Genomic DNA, 13780 nt, shown 5'->3' on the forward strand with positions numbered 1-13780 from the left:
GCGCAAGCCGAAGCGCTACAGCATCCTTGCCGTCTTTGAGAGGATGCTGGCGCTTCCCCAGGCTTTACTGCTTGCGGAGCCATTTGAGCACTTCCAGGCTCGGATAGCCATCCTGGTTCAAGCCGACCTTGGCCTGGTAGGCCATGATGGCGGCTTTCGAGCCATCGCCGATCTTGCCGTCGAACTTGCCGTCATAGTAGCCGTGATCTGAAAGCCGCTTCTGCAGTTCCTGCCGTTCCTCGAAGCTGAGCTTGGTGAAAGGCCGCTGCCAGTCCTGCACCAGGCCGGTGCCGCCGGCGATCTCGTCGGCCAGAAGGCCCACGGCCAAAGCGTATTTGTCGGCGTTGTTGTAGGCCTTGATGACGGAGAAATTCCTGATCATCAGGAAGGCGGGTCCACCTCGGCCGTCCGGCACTTTCAACGTCGCCTTGTCAGTCAGGTCCTTGAACGGCTTGCCGCTGGCCCTGACGACGCCGAGCGCCTGCCATTGGGCGATCGTCTTTGCGCCGCCGGGCAATTTGCCGGCTGGTATGGAGACCTCATAGCCCCAGGTCTTGCCGGCCTGCCAGCCGTTCTTCTTGAGCAGATTGGCGGAGGTCGCCAGCGCGTCGGGGATCGAACTCCAGATGTCGCGCTTCCCATTGCCGTCCATGTCGACCGCATAGCGCTGGTAGCTGGTCGGGATGAATTGGGTCTGGCCCATCGCGCCTGCCCAGGAGCCCATCAGATGGCTTTCGTCGATGTCGCCGGTCTGCAGGATCTTCAAGGCCGCGATCAGTTGGGTGCGGGCATATTTCGACCGCTTCGGATCGCCATAGGCAAGCGTCGCCAGCGAGCGGACGACGTTGCGCATGATGTCGTCGCGCTTGAGCGTCTCGCCATAGTTCGATTCCATCGACCAGATGGCCAAAAGGATGTTGCGGTCGACACCGAACCGCGCCTCGATGCGATCGAGCCACGGCCTCCATTTCTTCGCCATCGCCTGGCCGTTGGCGACTGCCTGGTCGTGCACGCGGTTGTCGAAATAGTCCCAGGCGGGCGCGGTGAATTCCGGCTGGGTGCGGGCCTTTTCCAGCACGACCGGGTCGGGCTCGATGCCTCTCATGGACTGATCGTAGACCGCGCCCGAAACGCCGCCCGCCACCGCGGTTGCGCGGAAATCCGAGACCCACTGGCGGAATCCGGCGTCGGCGAAAGCGGGTCCGGCGGGCATCAGCAAGGCCAGCGTGAGGCCGGCGGCCGTCGCCAGTGCCGTCAGGCGCCTCGCGGTGTTGCGAACGGACATCATTTCCTCCTTCGTCAAATCAGGAAGATCATTCAACGCCGAACCGGGTTAGCATTTGGTTTACCATAGGTCCCGCGGGGAACGAAAAGAGGTGTCGCGGCTTTTAGTTCTCACGTTCACTGCTCGCCCTTAATCCAACATTCCGGCGTGAAAATGATTTCCGTCGGGAAATGTTTGGGGGATTGCGGAGCGTGCCGCCGAGCGGATAATTGGCTGAAACGCAGGGGGTGTCAGCATGAAGCGCGTTCGCAAGGCAGTTTTCCCGGTCGCCGGCCTCGGCACGCGGTTTCTTCCGGCCACCAAGGCCATCCCGAAGGAAATGCTCACCGTCGTCGACCGGCCGGTCATCCAATATGTGGTCGATGAGGCACGTGAGGCCGGCATCGAGCATTTCATCTTCGTGACCGGACGCAACAAGGCGGTCATCGAGGACCATTTCGACGTACAGTTCGAGCTGTACGACACGCTTGCCCAGCGCGGCAAGGACGATCAGCTCGCCCGCCTGCAGCGGCTGCAGCCGGCGCCGGGACAGACGAGCTTCACGCGCCAGCAGGTGCCGATGGGCCTTGGCCACGCCGTCTGGTGCGCCCGCGAGCTGGTCGGCGAGGAGCCGTTCGCCTTGCTTTTGCCGGACATGATCATGCAGTCGGAAAAGAGCTGCACGAGGAGTATGGTCGAACTCTATGCCGAGACCGGCAACAACATCGTCGCCGTGCAGGAATGCGATCCGGCGGAAGCGCATAAATACGGCATCGTCGGCCGCGGCGAGGACGCGCATCACGGCTTCCGCATCACCGGCATGGTGGAGAAGCCGAAACAGGGGACCGCGCCCTCCAATCTTTACATCAACGGCCGCTACATCCTGCAGCCGGAAATCTTCGGCATCCTGGAGAGCCAGGAGCGTGGCGCCGGCAACGAGATTCAGCTGACCGACGCGATGCTGAAGCTGGAGAAAGAGCAGCCCTTCTACGGCTATCACTACAAGGGGCGCACCTTCGATTGCGGCTCGCCGGAGGGTTTCGTCGAGGCCAATGTCGCCTTCGCGCTGTGGCGCAGCGACATGAGCGGAAGCATGGCGGGCGTCATCCGCACGCTGCTGGACGAGGTGCGGCCAGTAGAGCGGCGCGGCGCCGCGTCTTAGCCTATGCCGATATTCAGGTGAGGCCGGTCTGCGAACGGCAGTTTCCTGCGCTTCCGGTGCTCACGTACTTTGAGTACGCTCAGCTCCGGTTCTCGGAAGCCACCGTTCTCGACTCGGCCTGACCTGAATCTCGGCATAGGCTTGGCGGTTGCTGCCCTTCAGCGCTGGACCTTCAGGCCGAGATAGACACTGTTGGTCGTATAGTCTCGGCCAGGCAGATTGCTGGTCAGCTTCTCCGTCCTTACCCTGGTGGTGACCCCGGCATAGCGGTTCAACCACCAGGTCAGCCCGGCCTCGGCGCTCAGGATCAAATCGTGGCCGTCGGAGCCGGTGTAATCGCGCCAGTCGAGGCCGAGCGCCGAGTTCGCCGTCAGATTGGCGCGGATCTGGCGCTCGCCGGTCAGACGGCCGGAGTAGAGGATATCGCCGCTCTCATTAGCCGTCGTGGTTGTTTCGACCCTGGTCTTGCCGGTCAGGCCTATAGTGGTGCCGCGCTCGGGCGACCATTTGAGGTCGGCATCGATGCTCGGACCCGCTACCGCCGGAAGGCGGTTGTCGTCGATCGCCTCGCGCAGCCAGCCGACGGAAAATTCGCCGGACAGCTTCTCGCCCATGTCGAGCTCGAGCCCGGCGCGCGCGCCAAGCCTGGTCGAGGATCGCTCGAAACCGTCGGTGTCGACGCGCAGGTCATAGAGGCGCCGCCCGGCCTCGACTTCCGTGAACGGCGTCAGCGCCGGCGAAATCTCGTAACCGGTGCGCAAGGTCGCGGTGTAGAGCGTGGAGTCGCGATCCTTCTGCGAAACGGTGGTGCCGTTGGAGAGTTCGGCATCGCCGTAGAAATCATGCGAGACCGCGCCGGTCAGCGCGTAGCGCATCTTGCCGACACTCTTTTCGAGACCGAGGCTGCCGTCGACGGTCTGGCGCAGCGGCTGTTGGGTGACACCGGCGATCGCATCCGGCGAGGAGGCCGATTCTGGCGCGGCCTCGTAGCCCAGCTTGGCGATGGCGCGCAGCTCGTTGTCGAGGTCGACACTGAGCTGGCCCTCGATACGGCCCTGCGCGTCGTTGATCTTCTGGCCAGAGACGGTGTTGCGGAACTGGCCGTAGCCGGTAATCAAAGCCGAATTCTCGCGCCAGTCGGAGGTCGCGGTGAAGCGCAGCGCCGTCTCGGACAGAACCGCCGATTTGCCGGTGCTGCTGGAATCGGCATTGGAGGTCGCGGTGAAGCCCTGCTCGAGCGTCGGCCGGAAGAGAAAGGTGCCGACCTTGACGCCCGGCGCGGCGAAGGGATCCTCCTCCGGCTTGACCTTCCGGCCTTCAATGGAGGCGGTGCGCTCCTGACCGGGGTCCAGCTTCTGCTTGTCGACGCTGTCGATGGTGACGGCACGGCGGTTGCTGCCGTCTTCATCGCCGGTGGCGGTGGCGTCGGTCCGGTTGCCTGTGCCGGCGGTCGCGGCGGTGGTCGTGCTGTCCGTCGCTTCGCCGGTTTTCTTCTTGGCCTTTTTCTTGTCGGCGGTTTTGGCGCCGGCCTTGGCGTCCTGAGCACGCTGCTTTGCCGTCGAAGGTCGGCGGGGTTTTACCGGAGCCTTCGTGTCGGCCAATGGATCGTCCGTTGCCTGCGGCTGATCGAAGATGCTGTCCGTCGCGCCCGCCGTCTGATCGTCATCGGGAACGGCGCCGGGGCTTGACGGCTGATAGGTCGTCGATGCCGTGTCCTGGACGGCAGCGGCGGCGGGCGGGGTCTGACCCTGCGATCCCCGCGCCCGCAACTGCCTGGCCTTGCGCTGCTGGTCGGCGAGTATGGCCGATTCGGAGACCTCGCCGCGCAGCTCGGTTTCCTGCGAGAATGCCGGGGCGGGATGCAGCATGGCAAGCGCGCTTGCCGTCAGCAGCAGTGCTGCAACGGCAAGGCCGCTTCGACCGATTTTCGTTTCAGGCTGGCCCCCGGACATCGTCACCACTGCTTGCGCGGCGCGGTTGCGCCATACTTACCGAACCGTAAATGCGGATGGTTAACGGAGGGTTGAGAGAGCCGCCTCTGGGCCCCCAATCGGAGGTTGAAGGCAATTCCGTTGGACAGGGGCGCGGCAAAGCGCTAATCGCTTGCGCCATGCATGCGGGGTCCCCAGAAAGAAAGCAGCCGGACAGGCAGGCCGCGATCGAATCGGCGCTGAGAACGGTTGCGACGGAGCAGACCGGCGTGGCGGCCCTGGCCGCCGCGCTCGCAAACGGGCTGACCGAGCCTTTTGCCGCCGCGATCGACCTGATCTCGCGGATCGAGGGCCGCGTCATCGTCACCGGCGTCGGCAAGAGCGGCCATATCGGCGCCAAGATCGCCGCGACGCTTGCCTCGACCGGCACGCCAGCCTTTTTCGTCCATCCCGCCGAGGCCAATCACGGCGATCTCGGCATGATCGCCAAGGACGACGCCATCATCGCCATGTCGTGGTCGGGCGAAAGCAAGGAATTGATGGGCATCGTCGCCTATTCGAGGCGTTTTTCCATCCCGCTGATCGCCATTACTTCCGGCGAGAGCTCGGCGCTGGCGCGTGCGGCCGATGTGGTCTTGCTGCTGCCGGTCGTGCCCGAGGCTTGTCCGCACGGGCTGGCTCCGACGACATCGACGCTTCTCCAACTCGTACTGGGCGACGCGTTGGCCATCGCTCTGCTCGAAGCGCGGGGCTTCACGCCGGATCACTTCCGAACCTTGCACCCCGGCGGGCAGCTTGGCGCCAACCTGACCCTGGTGTCGGAGATCATGCGGACCGGCGATCAGGTGCCGCTCGCCCTGCTCGGCACCAAGATGCCGGAAGCGGTGATGACGCTGTCGCAGAAGAAAGTCGGGTGCGTCTGCATTGTCGATGCGAGCGGCAAACTGGTCGGGATCGTGACCGACGGCGACGTTGCACGCAATCTGCATCGCAATCTGGCCGACGTGACCGTCGATGAGGTCATGACCCGCACGCCCAAGACGATCGATCCGCAGACGCTGGCGGGCACGGCGATCGCCATGCTCAACGAGCACAATATCGGCGCGCTGGTCGTGACCAAAGACAAAATGCCGGTGGGCGTAGTTCACTTCCACGACCTGCTGCGCATTGGCGCAGCCTAGCCACGCACTTTTCCAGGAATTGCCTTAGTCTCAGCCCGTCCGATACCTGTCTCGGTTCAAGCCGCCTCGACCGTCAGCTCCAGGTCGGTGTCGGCGGCGCCGACAACGCGCACTTGCGTGCCGGCAGGGAGGTCAGGACCGGAAACGCGCCACAGCGTGTCGCCGAGCTTGATGCGGCCGCGGCCGTCCTTGATCGGCTCGGCCAGCGTCGCCAGCTTGCCCACCATCTGCGCGCCGCGGCGGTTGAGCAGCGGCTGGTCGGCATCGTCGTGGCGGCCGGCCATCAGTTTCTTGCCGACGAAAGCCGAGATCAGCGACAGGATCAGGAACGCCAGCACCTGCACCTGCCAGGTCCAGAAAGCGGCGTCCCATATCGCCAGCGACACGGCGCCGACGATGAGCGCGGCGATGCCGATCCACAGCATGAAGACGCCCGGCGCGACGATCTCCATCACCAGGAGCACGAAGCCCAGAACCATCCAGTTCCACGGGCCGAGTTCGGAAACGATACGGTCGAACATGGGAGCAGCCTCCTATGATCTCAGGTTTCGTTCGGCCGAACCAGCGGCGGGCGTGCGGCCTGCCGCTGCGCGCCGGCCGTACCTTCACTCCTGAAAACTTCCTTGGCGATCTCGCCGATGCCGCCGAGCGTTCCGATCAGCGACGAGGCTTCAAGCGGCATCAGCACCACCTTGCTGTTCGTGGCCGAGCCGATCCTGGTCAACGCCTCGGTATATTTCTGGGCGATGAAGTAGTTGAGCGCCTGCACGTCGCCCTTGGCGATGGCTTCCGACACGACCTGCGTCGCCTTGGCCTCCGCTTCGGCCGAGCGCTCGCGCGCCTCGGCGTCGCGGAAGGCTGCTTCCCTGCGGCCCTCGGCCTCGAGGATCTGCGACTGCTTGAGGCCTTCGGCGGCCAGGATCTGGGCGCGCTTGTTGCGCTCGGCCGTCATCTGGCGGCCCATAGATTCGATCAGATTGGCCGGCGGATTGATGTCCTTGATCTCGACGCGGGTGATCTTGATGCCCCACGGATGCGCCGCCTCGTCGACGACGCGCAACAGGCGCTCGTTGATGGCGTCGCGATTGGACAGCAATTCGTCGAGGTCCATCGAGCCCATGACGGTACGGATGTTGGTCATGGTCAGGTTGAGAATGGCGTTCTGCAGCCCGGCCACCTGATAAGCGGCCTGCGCGGCATTGAGGATCTGGTAGAAGGCGATGCCGTCGACACCGACGATGGCGTTGTCGCGGGTGATGATCTCCTGCGTCGGCACGTCGAGCACCTGCTCCATCATATTCATCTTGGCGCCGACGCGCTCGAAGATGGGGTTGATGATGTTCAGGCCAGGCGTCAGCGTCTTGGTGTACCGGCCGAAGCGTTCCACCGTGTAATTATAGCCTTGCGGCACCGTCTTGATGCCTTTGAAAAGAAGGATGATGACCAGGAAGACAAGAACAATGATGGCAATATCGAAACCGCTGAAGCCCATTTCGTTTCTCCCTCAAAAGGCGGCGACCTCACGGAATCACTTAAGTGTGTTTCCGCAGCGTTACAATCAGGTGATCGGGAATATTGGTTAGCGAAGGCTTTTGCGCACCGGTTTCGAGCCTGTCGGTGAAACCGGTCACACCCAGCCGGAAAGCTCGCGCCGGGCCAGCGCTTCGATGACCGCCATGCCCTCGGCGCTGTCGTTGAGGCAGGGGATGTGCGCAAAATTCTCGCCGCCGGCGTGATGGAAGGTTTCGGCGGCCTCGCGGCCGATCTCGTCCAGCGTCTCGATGCAGTCGACGGAGAAACCGGGATTGACGATGGCGATCGATTTCACGCCGTTCTTGGCCAGTTTCTCGACGGTGACATCGGTGTAAGGCTGCAGCCATTCCTGCGCGCCGAAACGCGACTGGAAGGTGGCGATGAGCTTGTTCTCGTCCCAGCCGAGCCTTGCCCGCAGCAGCCGCGTGGTCTCCAGGCAATGCGTCCCGTAGGGATCGCCCTTGTCGGAATAGGGCTTGGGGATGCCGTGATAGGAGGCGATCACCACCTCCGGCACGAAGTCGAGGGTCGCCAGGTGCTGCTCGATCGAACGCGCAAGCGCGTCGATATAGACCGGTTCGTCATAATAGGGCGGCACGCTGCGGATCGCCGGCGCGCGCCTGATCTTCATCAGCGCGCGAAACAGCTGGTCGTTGGCGGTCGCCGTCGTCGTCGCCGAATATTGCGGATAGAGCGGAAAGGTGAGGATGCGGTCGCAGCCCTGGTCGACCAGCTTCTGAGTGACGCTTGCCGCCGAGGGATTGCCGTAGCGCATCGCCCAGTCGACCACCACATCGGGCAGATCGGTAAGTGCGGCGGCCAGCTTCTGACCTTGAGCGCGGGTGAAAGTGCGCAGCGGCGACTCGTTCATCTCCCGGTTCCAGATACGGGCGTAGTTGGCGCCGGATTTTTTCGGCCGGGTCGTCAGCACCAGTCCATACAGGATCGGATACCAGATCGCCTTGTTGAGCTCGATGACGCGCGGATCGGAGAGGAATTCGCGCAGGTAGCGCCACATCGGCCTGAAGTCTGTGCCGTCGGGCGTGCCGAGATTGACCAGCATGATGCCGATCTTGCCCGGCCTGACCGGCGCGGCATGCGCCGGCGGCAGGCCGACGGCCTTTGCGGCTTTGGCATCGGTGGGGTTGGCAATGGTCATCAACAGTCTCCGGTAGCGCCGCGGAACCTAGCGATGCCCTGCCGGTTTTCAATGCTGCGTCTGGCCGCACCTTATCGCGTCAGGACCTCAAAAAGGAACACCCGCCCGGTTGCCCGGACGGGTGCGATCAGTCCCGGCCCAGGCGTTACTTCGCGGCCGGCGGGATGGTCAGCGTCGCGCCGAGCGGCAGGCGACGCGGCTTATAATCCTTGTTGGCTTCGGAGATGAGCTTCCACTTGGTGGCGTCGCCATAGGCTTTCTTGGCCAGGTCCCAATAGGTATCGCCGGCGGCGATGGTGTGGCTGGTTTCTGCCGGCTTCGCTTCAGCGGACTTGGCGGGTTCGGTGGCGGGAGCAGGGGTTGCCGGCGCAGCCTCGGCAGGCTTTGCCGGTTCCGCGGCCGGCGCCGCGGGCGCGGTTTCGGCCGGTTTCGCGGTCTCGGTGGGCGCGGCCGGAGCGGTTTCAGTTGAAACCGCCGGCGGCGTGCCGGCAATGTCGCTGGAACCGGAAGGCGGAGCCGGCATCGCCGGCTCGCTGTTTGCCGGCGCAGTCTCGGCTGGTTTTGCTGCCCCGACCGCAGGCGCCTGGGTGGCGGGGGCGGTCTCGGCAGGCTTCGCCGCTTCCGCAGGCTTGGCCGGCTCGGCCGCCGCCGCCGCAAGCTCGGTGATGCGGCCGTCGAGCTTGGGCGTATAGGGACGGTGGGCGCCGAGATAGTCGGCCACCACCTGCTCCAGGCCGGGGCCGTAGTCATAGGCATCGGTCGCCTTGTCGGCGAAAACCTTGTAGCCGTCGCCGCCCTGGCGGACGTAGTTGTTGGTGGCGACGAGGTACTGCTTGTCCGGGCTGATCGGCGTCCAGGCGCCGTTCTCCATCACCTCGACCGATTTGACGCGGCCGGCATTGGGCGCGACGGATCTGTCGAAGGAATATTTGATGCCGGCAACCTGCGGGAAGCGGCCGGCGCCGTCCTCGATCTGGCTGAGGCCGTTTTCAAGGCCCGCAACCAGGTCCTTGCCCGAGATCTTGAAAGTGGCCAGCGTGTTCTGGAAGGGCAGCACGGTCAGCACCTCGCCCATAGTCACCGTGCCCTGGTCGATCGAGGCGCGCAGGCCGCCGCCATTCGAGATGACGATTTCGACGCCCTGGCCCTTGGTGCGGTCGAGAATGGCGTCGGAGACGAGATTGCCCATCTCGCATTCGCGCGCGCGGCAATTCTCGCGGCTGCCGTCGATGGCCTTGGTGGTCTCGGCCACCTCCTTGTTCTTCAGCGCCTCGATCGGCGCGCCGAGCTCCTTGATGCGGGCAAGAACGGCGGGATCGGGGGTGATCGACTTGTCGAGATAGATCGGCGCGCCGCTCGCCTCCTTGACGACGCCGTTGTCGTCGAACACGACCTTGAACTCGCCGAGATATTTCGAATAGGACGCCGCCTGCACCACCGGCACCTTGTAACCGTCGGGGTTGTCGACCATCGTCGGGTATGGTCCCTCGGCCTTCGGATCGGTGTTCGACAGAAGGGTGTGGCTGTGGCCGCCGACCACCACGTCGACACCCGGGATTTTCGCTATGACGTCGCGCTCGCGCCTGTAGCCGATATGGGTGACCGCGATGATCTTGTTGATGCCTTGTGCCTTGAGCTTCTCGACCTCGGCCGTGATCGACTTGACATCGTCGGCGATGGCGATGTTCGGGCCGGGCGAGGCGAGTTCCGGCGTGTCGTTGGTGACGGCGCCGACGATGCCGATCTTCTGGCCACCGACCTCGACGACGATCGAAGGCTTGATCTTGTCCTTCGCGCCGGACTTGTCGTTGGGCACGACATTGGCGCTGACGATCGGGAACTTCGCCTTGTCGAGATAGGGAACCAGCGCGGTCTCGCCGTCGTCGAACTCGTGGTTGCCGAGCGTTACCGCGTCGGGCTTGATCTGATTGAGGAATTCCTCTTCCGCCGCACCCTTGTAGGTGATGTAGAACAGCGATCCCTGGAAGCTGTCGCCGGCATTGAGCAAGAGCAGGTTCTGCCCTTCGAGCTTCTTGCGCTCCTGAGCGATCGCCGTGATCAGCCGGCCGGCGCCGCCGATGCATTCGCCCTTGGTCTCTTCGTCGGCGGAGCAGGTCGACTCGTATTTGTTGTTGCCTTCGATGCGGCTGTGCCAATCGTTGAAATGCAGGATGTTCAGCGTGTAGTCGGCAAAAGACACGCCTGCCGACAGGCCGAGCGCCGAGGCCGACAGGGCTAGGATCGCGGCAATCTTCTTCATCATCGTCTCCCGAATAAGCTGACTTCGAATATGCTTAACGCCCTCGCTTGACTGGAAAATAACAGTCAGCTCCGGTCATGTTCACATCGGGTTCCGGTCGATGCAAGCACAAATCAGGGAGATGTTTGCCGGCACAAAAAAGGACGGCGGCTTGCGCCGCCGGCCCTGTCAGCTGACGATTTGCGAACGCTCAAGCCCGGCGCGTCAGCACGAAATTCTGGCCGGCGGCGCTGGTGCAATTGAGTTGGCTGATGGAGACCATCAGGCAGTTGAAGCTGACCGGCGTCTGGCGGATCAGCGAGGTGCCGTGGATCTCGACCGAGGTCGCTCCGGTCATGGTGTAGCTGCCTTCCGACAGTTTCTGGCCGGTGTCGGTGGCGACGGTGGTGAAGCTGCCGGCCGCGAAGGTCGACAGGCCGGTGCCCTTGGCGTCGATCCAGTTGCCCTCGACGCCCTTCGGCGCCGCCATCGAAGGCTGGTCCGCGGGGCCGGTGGTGGTGCAGGCGGCCGCAGCCAGAAGGCTTGCCGCGGCGCCTGCCGAAAGCAGTTTGCGCGCAATGGTCATTTTGAAAATCCTCTCCTCAGTCCGCCGATACTCAATCGCCCGATTTCCGGGCGATTGCAAGGCGCAGAGGGAGAGCGTCTCCACCGTTTCGCGGAAACGGCGAGCCGCTCTATCCCCTTGTTTTCACACAAATCCGGACGGAAAACCGTTTCACACTTTTCCTCGAATTGCTCCGGTAGGTCCGGCTGCTATCGGACCAGAATGTTGCGGAACTGCCACGGGTCGTCCTTGTCCAGGTCCTCGGGGAAGAGACCCGGCCGGTTATCCAGCGGCGTCCAGTCGGTGTAGTAGCCCCTGACCGGCCCGAGATAGGGAAGTTGCACTTCGAGGCAGCGCCGGTAGTCCATCTCGTCGGCCTCGACGATGCCGGCGGTCGGGTTCTCCAGCGCCCAGACCATGCCGGCGAGCACAGCCGAGGTCACCTGCAGGCCGGTTGCGTTCTGGTAGGGGGCGAGCTTACGCGCCTCGGCCAGCGACAGCTGCGAGCCGTACCAGTAGGCGTTCTTGTCGTGGCCGTAGAGCAGCACGCCGAGCTCGTCGACGCCGTCGACCAATTCATTCTCGTCGAGCACGTGGTGGACGGGCTGCGGCTTGCCGGCGGCGCCGAACATCTCGTCCAGCGACAGCATAGCGTCGTTGCAGGGATGGTAGGCGTAGTGGCAGGTCGGGCGATATTGGACCTTGCCCTTCTTCGAGCGCACGGTGAAGAAGTCGGCGATCGAGATCGACTCGTTGTGCGTCACCAACAGGCCGTATTGCGGGCCGGGCGTCGGGCACCAACTGCGCACGCGCGTGTTGGCGCCGGGCTGTTCCAGATAGATTGCCGCCTTGGAGCCGTGCTTGTGCTTCTTGCCGTTCTTCGGCATCCAGTTTTCATGCGTGCCCCAGCCGAGCTCGGCCGGTTGCAGGCCCTCCGAGATAAAACCTTCGACCGACCAGGTGTTCCAGAACACGTTCATCGGCTTCGGCTTCTTCGTGCGCTGGGTGTCGCGCTCGGCGATATGGATGCCCTTGACGCCGGCCTTCTTCATAAGCCTGGCCCAGGCCTCGCGGTCTTCCTGCGCGGGCTCCGAAAACTCGAGACCAAGATCGGTGGCGAGGTTGACCAGCGCCTTCTTGACGAACCACGAGACCATGCCGGGATTGGCGCCGCACGTGGAGACCGCCGTCGGGCCGCCCGGCTTGTCTTGCTTTTCCTTGATCATCGCCTCGCGCAGCGCATAGTTGCTGCGGCTGGCATTGTCGGCCTCGGCGTCGAAATAGAAGCCGAGCCAAGGTTCGACGACGGTGTCGATGTAGAGCACGCCGAGCTTGCGGCACAATTTCATCAGGTCCACCGAGCCGGTGTCGACCGACAGGTTGACGCAAAAGCCCTGGCCGCCGCCATTGGTCAGAAGCGGCGTGAGCAGCTTCTTGTAATTCTTCTCGGTCACCGCGTCCTGCATGAAGGCGATGCCGCGCTCGTCGAGCAGCTTGCGGTCGGTGTCGCGCGGGTCGATGACCGTCATGCGCGACTTGTCGAACTTGAAATGGCGCTCGATCAGCGGCAGCGTTCCCCGCCCGATCGAGCCGAAGCCGATCATCACGACAGGGCCGGTGATTTCACCGTAAACGGGCCAGTTTTCGTTCGCCATTTTTTCGCACACTCCTTCAAACACGCGCAAAGCCGGGCCTTTTGCCCGACGGCCAAGCGCTACAACCACAGATCATTGTCATAAACCAGCGAAAAGCACCAACCGCCGGCCAGGCCCGGCTAGCACCTTGGTTAAGGCGTGCAGGCCATGCCGCTGAGGAATTCGACCAGCCGGTCGCGGTCCGCGGTCAGGCCCTTATAGTCGAGTTGTTGCTGATCCAAGGCCAGGAGCTGCTCCGCGAAGGAGACGGCGAGGGCTGCCCGTTCAGGATGGCGAATGAGCAGCTTGAGCGGATCGAGATGGATGCGGATGGTGAAGAGGATGTCGCGCGACAGGGGAAGCTTGCGCAGAGTCTGGCGTTCGACGCGGATGAAGGCGTGGGCGTCGACATCGCCGTCGGCGAAGCGGCTCGGGCGGTTCGTGGCGCGGTCGATGCGTTCGACATTGGAGAGCGGATGATAGAGCGCATCGTCGGCTTGGATCGACCAGTTGAAGCGCTCGACCGCCTGGCCCTGCAGGCCGTCGAACATGCGGTTGATGAGCTCGGCCGGCCGCGTGCCGGGCCCGAATCCAGGCACCGGTTTGTGAATCTCCTGCAATGGCTTGCCGAATTTTTCCTGCAGCGACCAAGACGAAGGGAAGCAGAGCGAGCCGGCGGCGAGCCGCCAGCCGTGCTCGCCGCGGCGCATCAGGATCAGATCTTCCTGGACGAGCAGCGAAGCCTTGGCCAGCGGCGCCTCGCGCAGGGCAGGAGGCAGCCTGTCGCTTGCCGTCTCTAAACCGATCGGCTCGACATCCTCTCCGTTGCGACGATGCGTGCCAACGTGCGCGGCTTCGAGATGCGCGACGAGCAGGTCCAGCACTTCGCGCTGAGCCTCGCTTGTGCCGTCTTCCTCGACAAAGACCTTTTCCGGGATTTCCGCATAGAGCCGTTGCTTCTCGGCCAGATGCGGCAGCAGCAATTCGTCGACCTCGATCCAGCGGTCGAAGTCGAGCGGTTTCAGCCCGATGGTGAAGAGTTTCGAGGACCCGTCATAGGGCGTGTGGGTCGGCTGGCGGATGGTCATGCCTGTTTGGGTGCTATCCAGTTT

The 13780-nt window shown here is 63.7% G+C and carries 11 protein-coding genes; 2 read left to right on the top strand and 9 right to left on the bottom strand.

Features of this window, described 5'->3' with window-relative positions; genetic code table 11:
• Window positions 1-64 precede the first annotated feature (64 nt).
• On the bottom strand, window positions 65-1285 hold the full coding sequence (locus LB523_RS14085; protein WP_224603362.1) for a lytic murein transglycosylase: 1221 nt from the start codon (window positions 1283-1285) through the stop codon (window positions 65-67).
• A 235-nt stretch (window positions 1286-1520) separates the two neighbouring features.
• Here LB523_RS14085 and galU point away from each other — a divergent pair, with 235 nt between their 5' ends.
• Window positions 1521-2426: a UTP--glucose-1-phosphate uridylyltransferase GalU gene (gene galU, locus LB523_RS14090; RefSeq protein ID WP_224603364.1), complete on the top strand. Its 906-nt coding sequence runs from the start codon at window positions 1521-1523 to the stop codon at window positions 2424-2426.
• Between the two features lie 158 nt (window positions 2427-2584).
• On the opposite strand, the gene LB523_RS14095 is transcribed toward galU, so the two are convergent.
• Window positions 2585-4378, bottom strand: coding sequence for an outer membrane beta-barrel protein (locus LB523_RS14095; RefSeq protein WP_224603367.1), 1794 nt, complete (start codon window positions 4376-4378; stop codon window positions 2585-2587).
• 158 nt (window positions 4379-4536) lie between these two features.
• Between LB523_RS14095 and LB523_RS14100 the strand changes: the two genes are divergently transcribed.
• Window positions 4537-5538 (top strand): SIS domain-containing protein, encoded by a 1002-nt coding sequence (locus LB523_RS14100; protein ID WP_140842136.1) that lies wholly within the window; start codon window positions 4537-4539, stop codon window positions 5536-5538.
• A gap of 56 nt (window positions 5539-5594) precedes the next feature.
• Here LB523_RS14100 and LB523_RS14105 read toward each other — a convergent pair whose 3' ends face one another.
• The 7 genes from LB523_RS14105 to LB523_RS14135 all read right to left on the bottom strand — a co-directional run bounded on the left by LB523_RS14105 (window position 5595) and on the right by LB523_RS14135 (window position 13756).
• Window positions 5595-6059 (bottom strand): NfeD family protein, encoded by a 465-nt coding sequence (locus LB523_RS14105; protein WP_095766329.1) that lies wholly within the window; start codon window positions 6057-6059, stop codon window positions 5595-5597.
• Window positions 6060-6079: 20 nt separating this feature from the next.
• Window positions 6080-7030, bottom strand: coding sequence for an SPFH domain-containing protein (locus LB523_RS14110; RefSeq protein ID WP_224543403.1), 951 nt, complete (start codon window positions 7028-7030; stop codon window positions 6080-6082).
• 135 nt (window positions 7031-7165) lie between these two features.
• Window positions 7166-8230: a ferrochelatase gene (gene hemH, locus LB523_RS14115; protein ID WP_224603379.1), complete on the bottom strand. Its 1065-nt coding sequence runs from the start codon at window positions 8228-8230 to the stop codon at window positions 7166-7168.
• Between the two features lie 145 nt (window positions 8231-8375).
• Window positions 8376-10490, bottom strand: coding sequence for a bifunctional metallophosphatase/5'-nucleotidase (locus LB523_RS14120; RefSeq protein ID WP_224603381.1), 2115 nt, complete (start codon window positions 10488-10490; stop codon window positions 8376-8378).
• 190 nt (window positions 10491-10680) lie between these two features.
• On the bottom strand, window positions 10681-11055 hold the full coding sequence (locus LB523_RS14125) for a hypothetical protein (RefSeq protein ID WP_224603383.1): 375 nt from the start codon (window positions 11053-11055) through the stop codon (window positions 10681-10683).
• A 188-nt stretch (window positions 11056-11243) separates the two neighbouring features.
• On the bottom strand, window positions 11244-12689 hold the full coding sequence (locus LB523_RS14130; RefSeq protein WP_224603386.1) for a homospermidine synthase: 1446 nt from the start codon (window positions 12687-12689) through the stop codon (window positions 11244-11246).
• A 131-nt stretch (window positions 12690-12820) separates the two neighbouring features.
• A complete protein-coding gene (locus LB523_RS14135; RefSeq protein WP_224603389.1) occupies window positions 12821-13756 on the bottom strand; it encodes a heme-dependent oxidative N-demethylase family protein in 936 nt (311 codons plus the stop codon).
• Between the last annotated feature and the right edge of the window lie 24 nt (window positions 13757-13780).

The sequence above is a fragment of the Mesorhizobium sp. ESP-6-4 genome, assembly GCF_020164735.1.
Taxonomy (GTDB): domain Bacteria; phylum Pseudomonadota; class Alphaproteobacteria; order Rhizobiales; family Rhizobiaceae; genus Mesorhizobium.